We start from the raw sequence: 16,026 nt of genomic DNA, 5'->3' as shown, positions 1-16,026 counted from the left end.
CTTTCGGGCTTACACAAAGCGACCAGGCGTACCATCGAGATCTGTGAAAAGGACAGCCTTGTTTTTATTGAAAAAGAAGTTACTGTCTATCAGGACGATGCTGACTGCGATCATCGCCAGCACAACCGTGACGATGCATTTTGTGAAGTCCACTGCTTGAAACATTTCCGAGGACACGACAACGACGGCGTGAAAGACGATGGCGGCAATGATGCTGCGGTTGTTCTTATAGTAAAGCCAGTTGGTGATGATGGTCATCGGGATGACCTGGCCAAATGCCGTAGACAGCAGGATCGACAGGACCATGACGAGGGGCATCAGCAGGATGACGACAGGCAGGAAGATCGGCTGGATCCGGTTGAGGTTGGTCAGCTTGTTTGCAAAATCCTGTTTCAAGACGCTGATCTTTGATCCGTAGACCATCCATAACGCAGCGACGAGCGGACCCAGCAGGCCGATGCCCATCATTGCGCCTTGCAGCGCCTCCCACCCAGCCTGAAAGCTTAAAAAGGCCGAGAGGAACCAGGCGGTCCAGGTAAACAGAAAGGTGATCACAAAATATCGTACGGGTTTGTAAACGAATGCATCCTTCCTCATCGCCATACCTCCGATCCGAATCTCTGACCGGCGCTCGTCTCCGACCGCGCTACAGGACTTCTGCGTCTATCCCCGTATTACTCCACTTGCCTCTCACCTACAACTCTTTCGTTCTGTACTTATTTACGAGGAACTGAAAGGTTCCTTTTTCAGCCCCCAATGTCCGCTCAATCACTGTAGCCATCGCCTGTGCGCGGAGGAGCGCTTCTTCTCTCGACCAGCGGAACAGCCCGAGGTCGAAGAGAAACTGGGAACCGGCAAGCAGGAACTGCACCGTTTCCAGCACGTTCTCAACCTGAAAAAAGCCTTCCCTGACTCCCTGTTCAATCACATCGGCCAGCACCGGCGACAACTGCAATACGATTTCCACATTCGTCTTTTCGTGCAGTTCGCGGTTTTCAGGATGATGCAGGCTTTCCGCCATCCCCTCCGCCTCACGGAAGACCTGGTTCTCCCCGCCGAGAAGCCGTTGCAGTTTCTCCAGCGCGTTTAGAGAGAGGTCGTCGGAAACGGCGCGGGCGTCTGCGATAACCCGGCTAAGCATGCTGTCGACGACGGCTGCAAGGATATCCTCTTTGGACTGGAAGTAATGATAGAACGTCCCTTTGGCGATCCCCGTCTTACGGATGACCGCCTCGACGGTGGTATTCCCGTATCCTTGACTTTGGAACAGTTCCAGGGCTGCTTCGATGAGCTCCCTGCGTCGTTCTTCCGGTTTTTTCACGATGCGTGCCATGGCTTCCTCCTCCGATCGTTCTGTAAATCATTGCTGTTGATTACTTTCATTATGCTACACTAACCGACGGTCGGTCAATATCCTTTTTACGTTCTTCGTCGTTGGAGAAAAAGCGCAGACGACTCGTCTTCAGCGTCTAGACACAACGTGAACGAAAAAAGAGCCGTCTCCTGCGAAAAGTCAAGCAGGAGACGGCTTCTTCATTGTTACGCAGGGGACCAATACGTTCGTGTCAATTATAACCGGAACGGCGACTTGCTTTGATCTCTTCAAATACTTCTTTAACGTCTCTCTCTAAGTCTGCTTTGGTTATTCCAGCGGCAGACGTTTTAGTTATAAGGTCGACATAACGTTTATGGGCTTCGAGTAGCATTTCTTTCGAAGGCGGTCTCTTTTCAACTTTGGAGTTATATGCCATTTTAGGCCCTTCTTCTTTACCGTTCCCTCGTTAAGCTTTTTAATATTATGCCTGAAATTCATAGGTAAAAGCCATTGCTGCTCCTCGAAAAAGCAGAAACGGTTCAATAATTGTAAAAACAAAAAATCAACGCTTAACTACAGTCAAACGTTGATTCTCGGGTTTTATGTATGGCGGAGAGGGTGGGATTCGAACCCACGAGACGCTGTTAACGCCTACCCGATTTCGAGTCGGGCGCCTTCGACCAACTCAGCCACCTCTCCGTGTTTATGCGGTTTTCATGATTCAGAACTCAGTCACTGAAGCAACGGTTGAACGAACAGCCTATTTCCTGCGCAGCCGCTGAAAAAAGGACTGCATCAGTTCTTTGGCCTCTTCCTCGCGCACACCGGAGACGACCGACACGCGGTGGTTCGTCCAGGGGCTTTCGAGGATGTTGAAGCAGGTTCCGGCCGCTCCGCCTTTTGGGTCCATGACGGCGAAGACAACGCGAGGGATCCGGGCCAACACGATGGCGCCGGCGCACATGGGACAAGGTTCCACGGTCACGTACAAGGTTGTTCCCGCCAATCGCCAGCCGCCGGTGCGGTTGGCCGCATCCTGGATGGCCAGGACTTCGGCATGGGCAACGGGGTTCTTGTCCGTCTCGCGGAGGTTGTGTCCCCGGCCAATGACCTCGCCGTCTTTGACGATGACACAGCCGATCGGCACCTCGCCCTTGGCAAAGGCCTGCCGGCCTTCCTCCAGGGCCAACCCCATGAACTTGTCGTCATCGAGTGCCACTGCGGTTCCCTGCTCTTCGATTGATGGAATCGGCCCACGAATAAAACGCCTTTCCCGACACAAGGTTCGGGGAAAAGGACGGTGCCTTCCTGGTGCCCCCGGAGAGAATCGAACTCCCGACGACAGGGCTTAGGACGCCCTCGCTCTATCCACTGAGCTACGGAGGCATTTTCCGCTAAAATAAAAAAAGAAATGGCGCGCCCGGGAGGATTCGAACCTCCGACCTCTTGATTCGTAGTCAATTACTCTATCCAGCTGAGCTACGGGCGCATATTTCCCGGCGCTCTCTCGCGCCGCATGAGATAGTATAACAAAATGCTGTTGATGCGTCAAGGTGTAGGGTGTGGCAATTTCTGTCTCGCTGTTCTGAAAACGCGCACGGCCTGTTCCAAAAAAGCCGCTAATCAAAAAGCTGCAAAACAAAAACCCTGCATACTCGCAGGGCTGATGTGCAAATGGCGCGCCCGGGAGGATTCGAACCTCCGACCTCTTGATTCGTAGTCAATTACTCTATCCAGCTGAGCTACGGGCGCATCTCCTGAGGCACAAAAATTATTATAGTCCCCTTTCCCCGCTTTGGCAATAGGGAACTCCTTTTATTCTTGCCAACACAAGGCAAAAAGAAACGGGACGCCGTATCCCTTAATCGTCCCCAAGGCGCTGGACCACCGTCGCTGTTTTGGCGTCGATGATGCCTGTATGGTGGACTTCCTGCGCGTAGACGAGCACCGGTTCGGGCGCGCGCTGGTTGAAGTACTGGGGCCAGTGGTACATGAGTCTCATGTTCACGGTTTTTACGAAGGCATTCTTGGCCGTTTCCGGAGAGACAATGCCTTCTTTTGAGGGCACTTTGTCAAAGTCCACCGGATGGTAGTGGAAAGAAACCACCTTGCCAGTCGCTTTTTCTACAGACACGCTCCAGTTGAATCCGTCGATGGGGATGCCTTGATGGAGCGGGATGAATTTGAAGTCATAGGTGGGGCGCTCTTTTGCGTAGTGCGGCAAATGGGCGGTGTCAACCCAGTCGGGGTACTTGCGCGGCGCCTGGTCCATGGCGACCATTTTCATCTCGACGGTTCGCATCGGCAGATGCTTTGTCAGAAGGGCAGTGGCCGTTTTCTTGGCCTCGTCGGCGGAAATGACGGCCTTTTCGCTGCCTTTTTGCCCTTCAGAGCCATCGGCGCTTGCATAGCCGGCGGAAAAACCGCAAACACGCCCGGTATCTGATTCCGTCTCCAAGGATGCGTTGTCAAGGATGAACGGACGTGTTCGGTTCTCAGCAGACAGGCTTTCGATGAACTGCCGGTCATGCCATTCCCATCGACGGATATGGGGCGCCGGTTTCTCCTCCTGTGCCCACTCGTTTTCATCGTCAGAGCAGGTCATCCCCGTCAAATCGACGCCAAGTTCCTTCTCCATCACCCTGCGGCCTTCTTCGGCATTCTTGGCGTAGAGCGCCTTCCCTTCCCCGGTGACGCGAAGGGTGGTCTCGACAGCGTCGCCTGACCTTGCTGCTTCAAATTCTGCCGGCAGTTTTCCTGTGACGGCGTCCATAAGGTCCAGGAATGATAGGGGCCGGTAGACCAATCGCAGCGGCAACCGCCCCGGCAACGGCCTGACGTCACCCGGCGCCGGTGTCAGGAACTCCGCCGGCAGGTAGACAAGGGCCATTTGCTGCTGCGCTTCTAATGCTTTTTTTGCTTTTTCGAGGGGAAGTGCCGTGGCCGGGTCGGGAAACAAGGCCGGATCGGGGTGGTTCTTGTTCGCCCAACGGCGGAGTCCCGTGATCCGTCCGCCGCCGTCGACATCAACGTTCCACATATCGGTGCCGTTGAGCATGGGGATGCCTTTGATCTGGCGATCAAACTGAACGCTGCGGTGTACCCAGGTGACTTCCTTTTCATCTAGGAATTTAGTATTGCTGCCTTCCCCGTTCACATTGCCCGGCGCATACTGGGCAAGGTCCGCGCCGGGGAGTTTTTGCAGGAATTCCGTCGCTTTTGCCAGGGCGGTTTGCTTATCGGGCAAATTCTCTCCCGCCCAGTCCCGGTTTTCCCAACGGTAGGATTCCAAGAGGCCGGTCTCGTCAAATTGCAACAGCACCTGGTTGGACACCTGATCATCCCGCTTCGGTTCTCCCGGTTTTCGCTCATCAAAAGCAAGCATCCATTGTTCCCGCTCCAGGCGCTGTCCGTCTCCCATATGCAGGCTCTTGCCACGGGTTTTTATCTGGATTTGTAAGGAGCGAAACTCGGGGTACATGGAGCGGAACAACTCCAAGACCTGTTGCATGCGGGCTTCCACTTCCGGTGAAGCCGCTTCGTTCATGGCTTTCATTGACGATATGGGCTTACCGGCCCTAGCCGCTGTCGTCGCTGCAGGCCCAGTTGCGGTTGCAGGGCTCCCCTCTTCCGCTTGAGCGCAGGGAATTCCCCCTGTCAGCATGCCGGTCAAAACAGCGCCAGCCACAGCCGCCTGCCAGGACCGGAAGCGTTCTCTTCTCTCATCACCGTCTCGTCGATGACGCATGTCGCATTCGGCCCCCCTCTGTTGGTTTGTCCCACAGTTCCCATCGTTGATCTGCTGCCTTTTAATCCTTTACGAAAGGAATGGGCTTCCCTGTTTTGGCGTCGATGACGCCGACGAACTCATATGCCGGCATGTAGACAAGTTGGGGCTTGGGCGCACGCTGGTTGAAAAACTCCGGCCACAAATAGACCCGTTTAATATCGAGGTTTTTAAGGTACGTATCCTCGGCCATCTCCGGGGAAATGAGGCCGCTCTTGGACGGCAGTTTGTCAAAGTCGACAGGGAAATAGGTAAAGGACCACACCTTGCCCGTCGCTTTGTCAACGGACACGTGCCAGTGGATCCCTTCGACGGGAACGCCCTCATGGAGAGGGATAAAGATGAAATCGCAGACAGGACTTTCGCGGAAGTCCTGGGGCAGCTTGGACACGTCAACCCAGTCGGGGTACGTTGGCTGCCCATCCCTCGGCTCTAACAGTTTCGTTTCAATGGTCCGTGCCGGCAGGAACGGCTGGAGGAAGCTGACGGCCTTTTTCTTCGCCTCCTCGGCGGGGATCGCCGTGAACGGCTTCGCTTCCTGCGCCTGTTGTTCGCTGTCGACGTAGACGCGACCGATGGAGAAACCGCAAATCCGCCCCGTATCCGATTCTGTCGTCAGGGAGGCGTAGCGGGGCCGGAACTTGTCGGGCCGGATTTTCGCGAGCAGGCTGTCCATGCGCTCTTGTTCATCCCAGTGGTACCGCTTGATCGTGGGCGCGGCGGGCTCCTTTTCTTCTTCCTTAGGGACATTGAAAAAGGTCATTCCTGTCATGTCGAAACCGAGTTCTTTTTCGATAAACCGCCGGCCTTCTTCCGGACTCCGGACATAGAGCCCCTTTCCTTGACCGGTGATGCGGATGCTCGCCTCGGTCTTCTTAAATACATCGGTGACAGCGTTAAATTCTATAGAGGGCTTTCCTGTGAACGCGTCGATGTAGCCCATGCTGTCTGGCATGTAGGCCAGGATCATCGGCTTTCTCCCCGGCAAGGGCATGTCGGCTAACTCTGCCGGACTCTGATTCAGAAATTCTTGCGGCTGGTAGGACAGCACCATCCGCGTCTGCTCGGCAAAGCGCCTTTTCGCCGCATCCAAGGTGATCGCTTTGGCCGGATCAGGGTACAAGGCGGGATCAGGCCGTTCCTTGTTCCAGTGGTGCACCCCGACGATCCGGCCTTTTCCGTCCACATCGACGGTCCAATTGTCGCTGCTGTTGATCAGGGGGATGCCGTTGACGAGCCCCTCAAACTGAACGCTGCGGTGCGTCCAGGTGACTTTTTTCCCGCCATCCGAAGCGGCGCCATGGGTCCCGGTGCTGCTGGCGCTCCCCGGCGCGTAACGGTCAAGGTCGGCGCCGATGAGCTTCTGCAGAAATTCCTTTGCCTTTTTCGAGGCCATTGCCTTGTCCGGCATGTCTGTTCCCGCCCAGTTGGGGTTTTGCCAACTGTACGATATCAGGGCGCCTGTTTCATCAAAATTCATATGTACCTGGTTGTAGATCCGGTCTTCGGACTTCTTGTCTTTCGGCTGCCGGTCATCGAAGAACAGGATCCACTCTTCTCGTTCCGTACGCTGCCCGTGCATCATACGGGTGTTCTTCTCGCGGAGCTTCATCTGGAGGTTCAAGGATCCGAACTCGGGGTAAAGTGACCGGAGCAGGTCGATCGTTTTCTGGATGCGGGCTTCCACTTGGGGCGAAGCCTTCTCAATCTTATGCTCTTCCTCGCCCTGAACCTCCACCGTCGCTGTCCGCGAGGAAGATGACTCCGGTTGGGGAACCGCCGCTTTCGCTTGGGGAATCGCCTCTGTGCCTCGGGGAACCGCCTCCGCAGCTTGGGCAGCCGCTTCCGTCGTTTGGGCAGTCCCGTCTGCGGCCAAGGCGGATGCGGGAAAGGCGCCTGCCAACATGCTCGTCAGGACGAGACCCGCCAGGGCCGCCTGGGCGGGACGCCGCCTTCCCTTTCTTTCGTCTCCCTTTCCTTGATGGCTCATGAAAGAACCTCCTTCGATATCTTCGATCAGTGAAAAGTTGTCGTTGGATTCGATTCTTCAGTCATTTGACGCATAGGACCTGCTATTGGTTTCTTTTAAAAGAAGATTTTTTGAACCTATCGGTGTAAGATAACCCCTTTTCTTCCGAATTTTATTTTAGCCGTTGATCACGGCGAAAGGGACAATCAACCGGCGAAGCGCGACTTTGACTAGCGGGGGACTTTGCATATTGCTGCTGACGATTGACGATGGGCGATGGGCTATCGGTTATGGGTTATTGACTATTTTCTATTCGGTAAACACAGTATTCATTTGTATATGCAAAATATCCCTTTATTTTTTTATATTTCTCTCTGCTGCTTTTTGTTTGAATGTATGTTTTTTCAAGCAAAGACATTGTCAAACCTTCATCACACCATCTACATTTATTACACCTTGTATGTTATGATACAAATGCAACATTTTTCCTAGTATATATCGGAGGAGGTTCTACTGTGGCTGGCACAATGTTTCGACTCGGAATGAAGGCTAAAGTAGTCACGCTCTTCTCCACCATCGGCATTGCCGTGATTATTTTCGTTGGTTGGTTTGCATCGTCACAAGCTGAGCAAAAACTGGTAGCATCGGCGATCGAAAAACTGAAATCCGATTCCCGGATTGGTATGGCCTATATCGAGCAGCGCTATCCGGGGGAATGGTCGATTCGCGATGGACAGTTGTGCAAAGGCGATCAGGTCATCAACAACAAATCGGAACTGGTCGATCGGATCGGAGAACTCACCGGCGATACGGTCACCCTCTTCCAAGGGGATCGACGGGTCGCGACGAACGTCAAAGGACCGGATGGATCGAGGGCAGTAGGCACCGTCGTATCGGAGGCAGTGGCTGAAGCCGTGTTGAAACAGGGACAGACATACATCGGCAAGGCGCTGGTGGTCGGCGCCTTAAACCAGACCGCCTATGAACCGATCCGGAATGGGAAAAACGAGGTGATCGGCATCTGGTATGTCGGTGTGCCCAACGCCCCCTACGAAAAGATGACCGTTGAACTCCGGACAAAAGTTCTCTTCGCAGGCAGCCTGGGCATCCTTTTCTGTGTGTTGGTCTCCTGGTTCGTCGTCAGGCAGAGCATGCAGCCGCTGGTGGCCGCCGCTGAGACGGCCCGGCAGATTGCAGCCGGCAACCTGCGTGTGGATCGGCTCCCGGAGACGACCCGCGATGAGATCGGCCTATTGGTGGCTTCCATCAATACGATGGCCGACAGTCTGCGGCGATTGGTGCAAGGGGTGAGCGAGAGCAGCGAGCGGGTGGCCATGTCGTCAGCCTCTCTGTCGGCCAGCGCCAATCAAGCGGAATCAGCGACGACACAGATCACGGCAGCGATTCAGGACGTCGCTGCCGGGACGGAACGGCAATCTGATGAAGCCCAGGCGAGCGCCGAACGGGTGCGGGCCATCGTTGATGAGATCCATGACATCACACGCCTCTTTGCCGGCATCACGGCGCAAGCACAGTTGGCGGCCGTTCAGGCTGCCGATGGGGTTCAGACGGTTGACAAGGCGATCCGCCAGATCGATCAGATCGGTCAGAACACACAGACGCTCGCGGGACAGGTGCAGGAACTGGCCGGTCACTCTCACGAAATCGGCCACATCGCAGCGGCAATGGCATCTATCGCGCAGCAGACGAACCTGCTGGCGCTGAACGCCAACATCGAAGCAGCTCGCGCCGGAGAAGCCGGCGCCGGATTCTCCGTGGTGGCCGAGGAGATCCGGAAGCTGGCCGACGAATCGAGCGCATCGTCGAAGCAGATCGCCCGGTTGATCGAGGCCATTCAAGGCAAGATTGAAAAAACGAGTCTTTCCATGTCTCATCAGATGGCTTCCGTTGACCAGGGCGTCCATACGATGGTTGAGGTTGAAACAGTGTTCCAGCAGATCACGGAAACAACGGATTCGGCGAAGCGCCAACTCGATGAAACGGCTTCCCTGATGACAGCGGTCTGCGATAATGCGACTGCCGTGTCCGGATCGGTCAAGGAGATTACGGCGATCACCACCCGCACAGCCGGTCAAACGCAGAGTGTCGCTGCCGCCTCACAAGAACAGTTGGCTGTCACAGAGGAGTTGGCCGCCTCGGCCAAGGGGCTCGAAGCGTTGAGCGGCAAGTTGTCCTCCGCCATTGCTACATTCTCCTGTTGACGAGCGATTTCCTTGTTACATACGCCCTCAACATCAGACTTTGTTCCGCAGCAGGACTTTTTTCGAACGACAAGTTTTTTTGTAAAAAATCAATGTTCAACGGAAAAACCCGGCATTTCGCCGGGTTTTTCGTTTTCCGTTTAATGATGCTTTTTCCGTTTAATGATGCTGGCAGACCTGCCGGTCGTCGATGGCCGGGATTTTTCCGGCGCAAAAGGCGTTCACCACTTTTTGCACCGTCGGCTCGTTGGCCTGGTAGACTTCGATGCCAGCCTGACGGAATCCGGAGAGGGGCCGGGCGCCGATGCCTTGCACGACCAGCGCGTTCACCTGATGATCGGACAACAGGTTCACCGGTCGCAGGCAGCCGCCTTCATAGTGAGGCGGGTTGTCGATGACGGTATCCTTGACCAATTTGCCGTCGTTGATCTCGACGATGGTGAAGCAGTCGCAGCGGCCAAAATGGCCGGAGCAGTCAGCGGACAGCCCGCCGGGGCGGACGGAGGGAATGGCAAGACGAACGTTGGACATATTCAGCATCCCTTTCTGTTTGTCTTCGTTTGCTTCACCAGTGGCTTTCGGCGTTGGGCGCTTCGGCCGCCGTGAATTCGCCGCGCTGGAACGATTCCAACACCTGGCGCACGGCGCCCTTGACGCCCTGGCCGATGCGGATGTCCATAGCCTGGAGGGCGGCGAAGGCTTTGGGACCCACAAACCCGGTCAGCACCCATTCGGCCCCTTTTTCACCGGCGATTTCCGCCACTTTGATCCCTGAGCCTTGCATGGCGTTCACCTGTGTGTGATTATCCAGGGCCTCCAGCAACGTTTGGCTGTTCGTGTCCACCAGAAGCAGCCAGCGCGCCCGGCCGAAGCGTTCATCGGCTTGGTCGTCCAGAGACGGACCGGTGCTCGTGATCAGCACTTTCAATGCAGTCACCCCCTTTGCGCAGATCGTTGGGTCATTTTCGTTATGCTCAGGCCGTCTCGCCTTTCTCCTGGACGACGATATCGCCGCCGTCGGCGATGGTCACCGACAACCGCTTCAAGGGCTTCGGCGGGGGACCGGAGACATTGCCGCCGAGGGGATCGAAAATCCCGCCGTGACAGGGGCAGAGGATCTGTTTATCTTTGATGTTTCCTTTGGGCACGTCGACGGTGCAGCCGAGGTGGGTGCATTTGAGGGTGTAGGAGATGATCTCGCCATCATCGAGTTTCACCGCCAGGGCGGGCACATCATTGTAATCGAAAAACAGGGGCTCCCAGGGCTTCAATGCATCCTTTTTGCCGACTACTTTCGGGGGCGGTGGCTGCAACAGCGAATCGGGCGGATAGACGTAATCAGCGGCGACGATCGCCGGCCCGGTCAGGGCGCCGATGGCCGGAACGGCGACGACGGCGCCGAGAAACTTGCGTCGCGAAAGGCCTTTATCCAACGTCCTACCCCTCCTTAGAAACCGGCGTTTCTTCCATTCGCGCCGCGACCGCCGCCCCGGCGTCCGTTGCCCTGGCGCCCGAAGCCGCCGCCGCCGTTGCCCCCGCCTCCGTTGCCCCGGCCTCTCCCGAGACCGCCAAAGCGGCAGAAGGCGTTGGCGCAGTTACGAAGCATTTGACGAAGCCCGCCGCCCTGGCCGCCTGGGGCGCTCCAATCGCCGCCTTGACCGCCTTGGCCGCCCTGAGCGCCGCTTTGGCGGACCGGCGCTTCATCGACAGGCAGGATGCAACGGCCGCGTCCCCCTCCAGTCATAGACCCGTTTCCCATCGGGCCTTTTCCATCCATTCTAGGCATCACGATTCCTCCTTATTTTCGGTCGCGCGGTGTACCCCGCCTGATTCATCTATATGCTTACAGTCGCTAGTTGACTAAAGTCACTAGCAGGGCAAAACTTGCCGGCAACCCCCTAGATGGCTGTGCCTGACACCGCTTTGGTGATGTCCGCCCAGATCGCCCGGATGGCCTCCCCCGCAGGCGACGACCCCTGCTCCACGATCGTCCGACCGGCCAACTGGGCGGCCACCACCTGGGCGTCGAAGGGGATTTCGCCGAAAAAGGGGAGAGACTCATCGCGGCAATAGTCTTTGATGCGGGCGGTCATGTCCCGGTTTAAGTCCACCTTGTTGACCACGACGCCGCAGGGACGGCGGAAGTGGCGGACCACCTGGACGACGCGGCGCAGGTCATGAAGGCCCGATACGGTCGGCTCGGTCGCCAGGACGACGAGGTCGGTTCCGGTGATGGAGGCGATGACGGGGCAGCCTGTGCCGGGGCAGCCATCGATCAGCACGTAGGACATCCCCTGCTGTTCGGCAATCTCCTGGGCGCGCTTGCGGACCTTGGTGACCAGTTGGCCGCTGGCCTCCTCGGCGACGCCCAGTTGGGCGTGGACGAAGGGGCCGAAACGGGTTGCGGACACATAGAGTTCTCCCGCCTGTTTCGGCGTCAGGGTGAAGGCTTCCCCAGGGCAGACATCGACGCAGCAGCCGCAGCCTTCACAGGCGAAGGGCGAGATGACCAGCTTCGGCCCGGAACGGTCGAACTTGAGGGCGTCGAAGCGGCAGACTCTCAAGCAGCGGCCGCAGAAGATGCAGGCATCCTTGTTCCAGGTGAGGGTCCGCCCGCTTTCAAAGGGCTCTTTCGCCTCGATTTCCGGTTGCAGGAGCAGGTGCAGGTCGGCGGCGTCGACGTCACAGTCGGCGAAGACAGACCGTTCCGCCAGCGCGGCGAAGGCGGCCACGAGGGATGTCTTGCCGGTGCCCCCCTTGCCCGATAGTACAGCGATCTGCTTCATGGCGTCACCTCCTCACGCAGCCGCTTCCAAAGCCCTTGAAAGGCCTCGCCCATGGCCGGCAGTTCCCGCGCCGGCAGTTTCCCGTCAGCGTACACCTGGGCCACCTCACGGTCAAAGGGCAGTTCCATCAGCACGGCGATCCCTTCCCGCTGGCAGTACTCGCGGACCCGGCTGTCGCCAAGACCGGCGCGGTTGATGATCACGCCGAAGGGAAGGCCCATCGTCCGGGCCATCTCGACGGCCAACTGCAGGTCGTGGAGCCCGAAGGGCGTCGACTCTGTGACGAGGACGAGGTAATCGACGCCGTCGATGGCGCTGACGACCGGGCAGGACGTGCCGGGCGGCGCATCGATGATCACCGTGCGCTCCGCAGCCGTCGTCCGGTCGTTCAGGCGGCGGCGCACTTCGCGGATGAGGGGCGGGCTTTTGGCCTCGCCGATGTCCAGGAGGCCGTAGACCAGGCGAATCGCTCCGGCGTCTCCCTGGTGAATCGTTCCGGCAGGCCGCTCCACCTCGGTGATGGCCCGGGCCGGGCAGTGGCGGCTGCAGCCCCCGCAGGCGTGGCAGTTTTCCGGAAACAGCATCGGCTTGCCTTTGACCATGATCAGCGCCTGAAAGCGACAGACGTCTCGGCAACGGCCGCAGCCGACGCATTTTTCCAGGTTGAAGGCCGGCGTCAGCACGCCGAAGGGATGGGTCGCTTTTTCTTCCGGGTGAATGAAGAGATGACAGTTGGGCTCTTCCACGTCACAGTCGGCCAGCAGGACCGGTTCCTCCGATACGGCGGCCAGGTTCACGGCCACCGTCGTCTTGCCGGTACCGCCTTTTCCTGATGCGATGGCGATGATCGGTTTCATTGGCCGTCACCAGCATTCCCGCCGGCAGATTCGCTGGTTGATCGGCTATCGGCAGCCCCGTGAGCGGATTCGTCTTCCACCGTTTTTTCGGCGGCTTGGAGAAAAGCCTCCAGATCGTTTTTTTGCTTGCAAATCCGGCTCACCCAGGCTTGCAGGTAGCTCTCGCCTTCGGCTGTTAAGGAGTAGACCTTGCGCGCCGGCCCCCCCTGGCCAGGTTCCAGCCGGGATTCGACCATCCCTTCCTCTTCCAGCCGCCGCAGGTAGCGGTAGATCACCGCCGGGTCCGGCAGGGCGGACACAAAATGCAATTGTTCCAGTTTTTCCATCAGTTCGTACCCGTGCGACGGCCGCTGCCGCAGGCTCAGCAGCACGCCGGGAAAGGCCAGCGAATCGGAGCGTCCGCCGCCGAAACCTCCGCCCATGCCTCCGCAACCGCAGCGCCCTCGACCGCGACCGGAACCGGGACCTTGGCCTCGTCCTTGGCCGGGGCCTCGTCCGGATCCCTCACCCGGGCCTGGAGCCGGGCCTGGACCCAAACCATGGCCTTGTCCAAATCCCGAGCCTTGACCACCTTCAAACATATGCGTTCCTCCTTACAAATGCGCTGCCGCGCCTTTCGCCGGTTGCCCGCAGGCGCTCGCGATCTCGCGGGCGATAGCCATATAGGCCTTGCTGGATGGACTATGGTCGTTTGTCACGATGGGCCGGCCCTCGTCACAGGCCTGCCGGGTGGCCGCCGACACCCCCTTTCCCGCTGCCGACCGCGATGATATGGGTTTGCCGCCATCGTTCAGACAACATGATCCCCTCCGAATCATTACCTGTTCCCCTGTAGTGTTTCCCTGTAACTACTGACATAGTATCACTAGTGATGAAAAAAGTCAATTCCAATGATGGAGGTATTTGTATGCTGAAAAAAAGGACCGTCACCACCGGGTAAATCCCCGTCAGGCGAACGGTCCTTCTGTAATCGTCAGTGACATGAACGTGGCCTTTGTTAGAGAGCAGCAGACCGGCGCCATTTCTCCAGGTAAGCCCGGACTGCCGCGGCGTCATCCATAGCCAGCGCCGCTTCCCGCATCTCCTGCGCCTCGCAGATGGAAAGGTTGCGGATGACCGCCTTAACCTGCGGGATCGACGGGGCGCTCATGCTCAGTTCGTCGATGCCCATGCCGACCAGGAGGGGAGCCGCCAAGGGATCGCCCGCCATCTCGCCGCACATGCCCACCCAGATCCCCTGCTGCCGCGCCGCCTGGATGGTGGCGTCGATGAGCCGGAGGACAGCAGGATGAAAGTGGCTGTACAAGGGGGCCACTTTGGGGTTGCCCCGGTCGACGGCCAGGGTGTACTGGACGAGGTCGTTCGTGCCGATGCTGAAAAAGTCGCAGGCCGGCGCCAGCAACGATGCGGTGGCGGCCGCCGCCGGCGTCTCAACCATGATGCCGACGGGGACATCAGCGGCGAATTCCCGCCTCTCCCGCGCCAACTCCTCGGTTGCTTCGGTGAGGATGGCCCGGGCCTGGCGGATCTCTCCGGCGCTGATCACCATGGGAAGCATGACGGCCACCTTGCCGTAGCAACCGGCCCGGAGAATGGCCTTCAACTGGGTGCGGAACAGATCGGTCCGTTCCAGGCTGATGCGGATCGCCCGCCAACCCAGAAAGGGGTTGTCTTCGTGGCCGATGGCCAGATGGGCCAAAGGTTTGTCGCCGCCGATGTCGAGGGTGCGGATCACACAGAGGTGGCCGCCGCAGCCTTCCGCCGCCTGGCGATAAGCGGCAAACTGCTCCTCTTCACTCGGGAAAGCGTCCCGTCCCATGAACAAAAACTCGCTGCGAAACAGGCCCACCCCTTCGGCCCCCAGCGCCCGCGCGTTCTCCCATTCGCCAGGTGAACCGATATTGGCCGCCAACTGGACCCTCACCCCATCGCGGGTAACGGCGGGCAGGGTCGCGTCGGCAAGGTCCTGTCGACGCTGTTCCGCCTGCGCTGCGATCCGCGCCAGGACAGCGTTGCGCTCCTTCTCATCGGGAGATAGTCGCACCTCACCGGAATCACCGTCGACGATGGCCTCAGCGCCGTCGGGGATCTCGTCCACGGCCTCTCCAAGACCGACAACGGTCACGATACCCCTGGCTTTGGCAATGATCACGGCGTGAGACGTGGTGCTCCCCTGGCCCAGAAGCAGGGCTTGCAGTTGTCCCGGCGGGTAGGCGGCCACGACGGAGGGCTCGATGTCAGGGGCGCATAAGACAATCCCACTGTTACTTGCCACGCCCCGCGCCTCCACCGCCTGCGCGCCCGCCCCCTCGCCGTCCACCCCCAGCAGCAGTCCGGCCACCCGCCGTCCGATGTCCCGGATGTCGGCGGCCCGCTCGCGCAGGTAAGGGTCGTCAAGGGCCGCAAACTGGGCGGCATAGGCTTCGCAGGCAGCCAGGACAGACCGGGGAGCGCTATCGCCCTCCCGGATTTTTTCCATTATATACTCCACGAGTCCAGGGTCGTCGAGCATCATCAAGTGGGCTCCCATGATGGCGGACAGGGTGTCATCGACAGACGGCCCGGACAGGATCGCCTGCAACTGATCCTTCGCGCCGGCGAGCGCCCGCTCCAGCCTGGACGTCTCTTCTTCCACGGAGCCGGGGCGGTAGCGCTCCAGATAAGCCGTCAGGTCCCTGGCCGGTCGCTTGATCCGGCCCAAGGCAACACCGGACACCACACCTCTGCCAATAAAGGTTGTCACCGCCGCTCCCTACCCTTCGCCGAAATTGCCCTCGACCAGCGCCTGCAAGGCGGCCAGGCATTCGGCTTCGTCCTCGCCGTCAGCGGACACCGTAAAATCGGCGCCCTTTTTCAGTCCCATGGTCATGACGTTCAAAATGCTTTTGCCGTCGGCCCTCTTGCTGCCGGCGATGATTTGGACTTTGCTCTTAAAACGGGCTGCCGTCTGCACAAACTGGGAAGCCGGTCGCGCGTGCAGGCCCGTGGGATTCATTAAGACCAGTTGAATCTCTGTCAACGGATACACACCCCCTCGGGCTCGGTAAATCAGCAGGGGCGGGTTCTGCCGCCCCCCGACCTGTTTTTTGG

The 16,026-nt window shown here is 58.4% G+C and carries 17 protein-coding genes and 4 tRNA genes; 1 reads left to right on the top strand and 20 read right to left on the bottom strand.

The genetic code is table 11. The features are described from left to right. Positions 1 to 9: 9 nt before the first annotated feature. The 10 genes from GTO91_RS05570 to GTO91_RS05525 form a co-directional block, all read right to left on the bottom strand. Entirely contained in the window at positions 10 to 597 is a 588-nt protein-coding gene (locus GTO91_RS05570) for a hypothetical protein (protein WP_161256129.1), read from the bottom strand. 97 nt (positions 598 to 694) lie between these two features. Then, positions 695 to 1,333, bottom strand: a complete 639-nt coding sequence (locus tag GTO91_RS05565; protein WP_161256126.1) for a TetR/AcrR family transcriptional regulator — start codon at positions 1,331 to 1,333, stop codon at positions 695 to 697. 232 nt (positions 1,334 to 1,565) lie between these two features. Beyond that, positions 1,566 to 1,751 (bottom strand): hypothetical protein, encoded by a 186-nt coding sequence (locus GTO91_RS05560; RefSeq protein ID WP_161256123.1) that lies wholly within the window; start codon positions 1,749 to 1,751, stop codon positions 1,566 to 1,568. Positions 1,752 to 1,922: 171 nt separating this feature from the next. Further along, positions 1,923 to 2,014 (bottom strand) — tRNA-Ser (locus GTO91_RS05555). Between the two features lie 61 nt (positions 2,015 to 2,075). Then, a complete protein-coding gene (locus GTO91_RS05550) occupies positions 2,076 to 2,534 on the bottom strand; it encodes a nucleoside deaminase (RefSeq protein ID WP_328793736.1) in 459 nt (152 codons plus the stop codon). Between the two features lie 90 nt (positions 2,535 to 2,624). Then, positions 2,625 to 2,701 (bottom strand) — tRNA-Arg (locus GTO91_RS05545). Between the two features lie 26 nt (positions 2,702 to 2,727). After that, positions 2,728 to 2,804: transfer RNA gene (locus GTO91_RS05540), tRNA-Arg, on the bottom strand. Between the two features lie 186 nt (positions 2,805 to 2,990). Continuing rightward, positions 2,991 to 3,067, bottom strand: a tRNA-Arg gene (locus GTO91_RS05535). A 109-nt stretch (positions 3,068 to 3,176) separates the two neighbouring features. Then, positions 3,177 to 5,063 carry a YcdB/YcdC domain-containing protein gene (locus GTO91_RS05530; RefSeq protein WP_161256120.1) on the bottom strand — a complete coding sequence of 629 codons (1,887 nt, stop codon included), beginning with the start codon at positions 5,061 to 5,063 and terminating at the stop codon, positions 3,177 to 3,179. 61 nt (positions 5,064 to 5,124) lie between these two features. Then, positions 5,125 to 7,092, bottom strand: coding sequence for a YcdB/YcdC domain-containing protein (locus GTO91_RS05525; protein ID WP_161256118.1), 1,968 nt, complete (start codon positions 7,090 to 7,092; stop codon positions 5,125 to 5,127). Positions 7,093 to 7,586: 494 nt separating this feature from the next. Between GTO91_RS05525 and GTO91_RS05520 the strand changes: the two genes are divergently transcribed. Beyond that, positions 7,587 to 9,293: a methyl-accepting chemotaxis protein gene (locus GTO91_RS05520; protein WP_161256115.1), complete on the top strand. Its 1,707-nt coding sequence runs from the start codon at positions 7,587 to 7,589 to the stop codon at positions 9,291 to 9,293. 159 nt (positions 9,294 to 9,452) lie between these two features. Here GTO91_RS05520 and GTO91_RS05515 read toward each other — a convergent pair whose 3' ends face one another. The 10 genes from GTO91_RS05515 to GTO91_RS05470 all read right to left on the bottom strand — a co-directional run bounded on the left by GTO91_RS05515 (position 9,453) and on the right by GTO91_RS05470 (position 15,964). Beyond that, entirely contained in the window at positions 9,453 to 9,824 is a 372-nt protein-coding gene (locus GTO91_RS05515) for a NifB/NifX family molybdenum-iron cluster-binding protein (protein ID WP_235919195.1), read from the bottom strand. A gap of 34 nt (positions 9,825 to 9,858) precedes the next feature. Further along, the gene (locus GTO91_RS05510; RefSeq protein ID WP_328793740.1) at positions 9,859 to 10,215 is read right to left on the bottom strand and encodes a NifB/NifX family molybdenum-iron cluster-binding protein; all 357 of its coding nucleotides are present in this window, start codon (positions 10,213 to 10,215) and stop codon (positions 9,859 to 9,861) included. A gap of 52 nt (positions 10,216 to 10,267) precedes the next feature. Then, positions 10,268 to 10,726 carry a QcrA and Rieske domain-containing protein gene (locus tag GTO91_RS05505; protein WP_161256108.1) on the bottom strand — a complete coding sequence of 153 codons (459 nt, stop codon included), beginning with the start codon at positions 10,724 to 10,726 and terminating at the stop codon, positions 10,268 to 10,270. Between the two features lie 14 nt (positions 10,727 to 10,740). Beyond that, positions 10,741 to 11,079, bottom strand: a complete 339-nt coding sequence (locus tag GTO91_RS05500) for a DUF5320 domain-containing protein (protein WP_161256105.1) — start codon at positions 11,077 to 11,079, stop codon at positions 10,741 to 10,743. 112 nt (positions 11,080 to 11,191) lie between these two features. Beyond that, positions 11,192 to 12,079, bottom strand: a complete 888-nt coding sequence (locus GTO91_RS05495) for an ATP-binding protein (protein WP_161256103.1) — start codon at positions 12,077 to 12,079, stop codon at positions 11,192 to 11,194. Continuing rightward, positions 12,076 to 12,936 (bottom strand): ATP-binding protein, encoded by an 861-nt coding sequence (locus GTO91_RS05490; RefSeq protein WP_161256099.1) that lies wholly within the window; start codon positions 12,934 to 12,936, stop codon positions 12,076 to 12,078. The genes GTO91_RS05495 and GTO91_RS05490 overlap by 4 nt, the downstream gene beginning before the upstream one ends. Next, positions 12,933 to 13,358: a PadR family transcriptional regulator gene (locus GTO91_RS05485; protein ID WP_161256096.1), complete on the bottom strand. Its 426-nt coding sequence runs from the start codon at positions 13,356 to 13,358 to the stop codon at positions 12,933 to 12,935. The genes GTO91_RS05490 and GTO91_RS05485 overlap by 4 nt, the downstream gene beginning before the upstream one ends. A gap of 171 nt (positions 13,359 to 13,529) precedes the next feature. Then, on the bottom strand, positions 13,530 to 13,679 hold the full coding sequence (locus GTO91_RS05480; RefSeq protein ID WP_161256094.1) for an Mrp/NBP35 family ATP-binding protein: 150 nt from the start codon (positions 13,677 to 13,679) through the stop codon (positions 13,530 to 13,532). A gap of 254 nt (positions 13,680 to 13,933) precedes the next feature. Further along, complete coding sequence (gene ptsP / locus GTO91_RS05475; RefSeq protein ID WP_161256091.1) at positions 13,934 to 15,679, bottom strand: phosphoenolpyruvate--protein phosphotransferase; 1,746 nt, start codon at positions 15,677 to 15,679, stop codon at positions 13,934 to 13,936. A gap of 9 nt (positions 15,680 to 15,688) precedes the next feature. Then, positions 15,689 to 15,964, bottom strand: a complete 276-nt coding sequence (locus GTO91_RS05470) for an HPr family phosphocarrier protein (RefSeq protein ID WP_328793735.1) — start codon at positions 15,962 to 15,964, stop codon at positions 15,689 to 15,691. Between the last annotated feature and the right edge of the window lie 62 nt (positions 15,965 to 16,026).

Origin of the sequence: Heliomicrobium undosum (genome assembly GCF_009877425.1) — a bacterium.
GTDB classification, from domain to species: domain Bacteria; phylum Bacillota; class Desulfitobacteriia; order Heliobacteriales; family Heliobacteriaceae; genus Heliomicrobium; species Heliomicrobium undosum.
The sequence above is the reverse complement of the archived record's forward strand: the minus strand, read 5'-3'. Positions and strand labels throughout refer to the sequence as shown.

What these genes read in the sequence shown, in the direction of transcription:
- GTO91_RS05485 (WP_161256096.1), bottom strand. Translation starts at nt 13,358, where the DNA reads ATGGGCGGAGGTTTCGGCGGCGGACGCTCCGATTCGCTGGCCTTTCCC.
- GTO91_RS05490 (WP_161256099.1), bottom strand. Translation starts at nt 12,936, where the DNA reads ATGAAACCGATCATCGCCATCGCATCAGGAAAAGGCGGTACCGGCAAG.
- GTO91_RS05500 (WP_161256105.1), bottom strand. Translation starts at nt 11,079, where the DNA reads ATGCCTAGAATGGATGGAAAAGGCCCGATGGGAAACGGGTCTATGACT.
- GTO91_RS05560 (WP_161256123.1), bottom strand. Translation starts at nt 1,751, where the DNA reads ATGGCATATAACTCCAAAGTTGAAAAGAGACCGCCTTCGAAAGAAATG.
- GTO91_RS05525 (WP_161256118.1), bottom strand. Translation starts at nt 7,092, where the DNA reads ATGAGCCATCAAGGAAAGGGAGACGAAAGAAAGGGAAGGCGGCGTCCC.
- GTO91_RS05565 (WP_161256126.1), bottom strand. Translation starts at nt 1,333, where the DNA reads ATGGCACGCATCGTGAAAAAACCGGAAGAACGACGCAGGGAGCTCATC.
- GTO91_RS05495 (WP_161256103.1), bottom strand. Translation starts at nt 12,079, where the DNA reads ATGAAGCAGATCGCTGTACTATCGGGCAAGGGGGGCACCGGCAAGACA.
- GTO91_RS05515 (WP_235919195.1), bottom strand. Translation starts at nt 9,824, where the DNA reads ATGTCCAACGTTCGTCTTGCCATTCCCTCCGTCCGCCCCGGCGGGCTG.
- GTO91_RS05570 (WP_161256129.1), bottom strand. Translation starts at nt 597, where the DNA reads ATGAGGAAGGATGCATTCGTTTACAAACCCGTACGATATTTTGTGATC.
- GTO91_RS05530 (WP_161256120.1), bottom strand. Translation starts at nt 5,063, where the DNA reads ATGCGTCATCGACGAGACGGTGATGAGAGAAGAGAACGCTTCCGGTCC.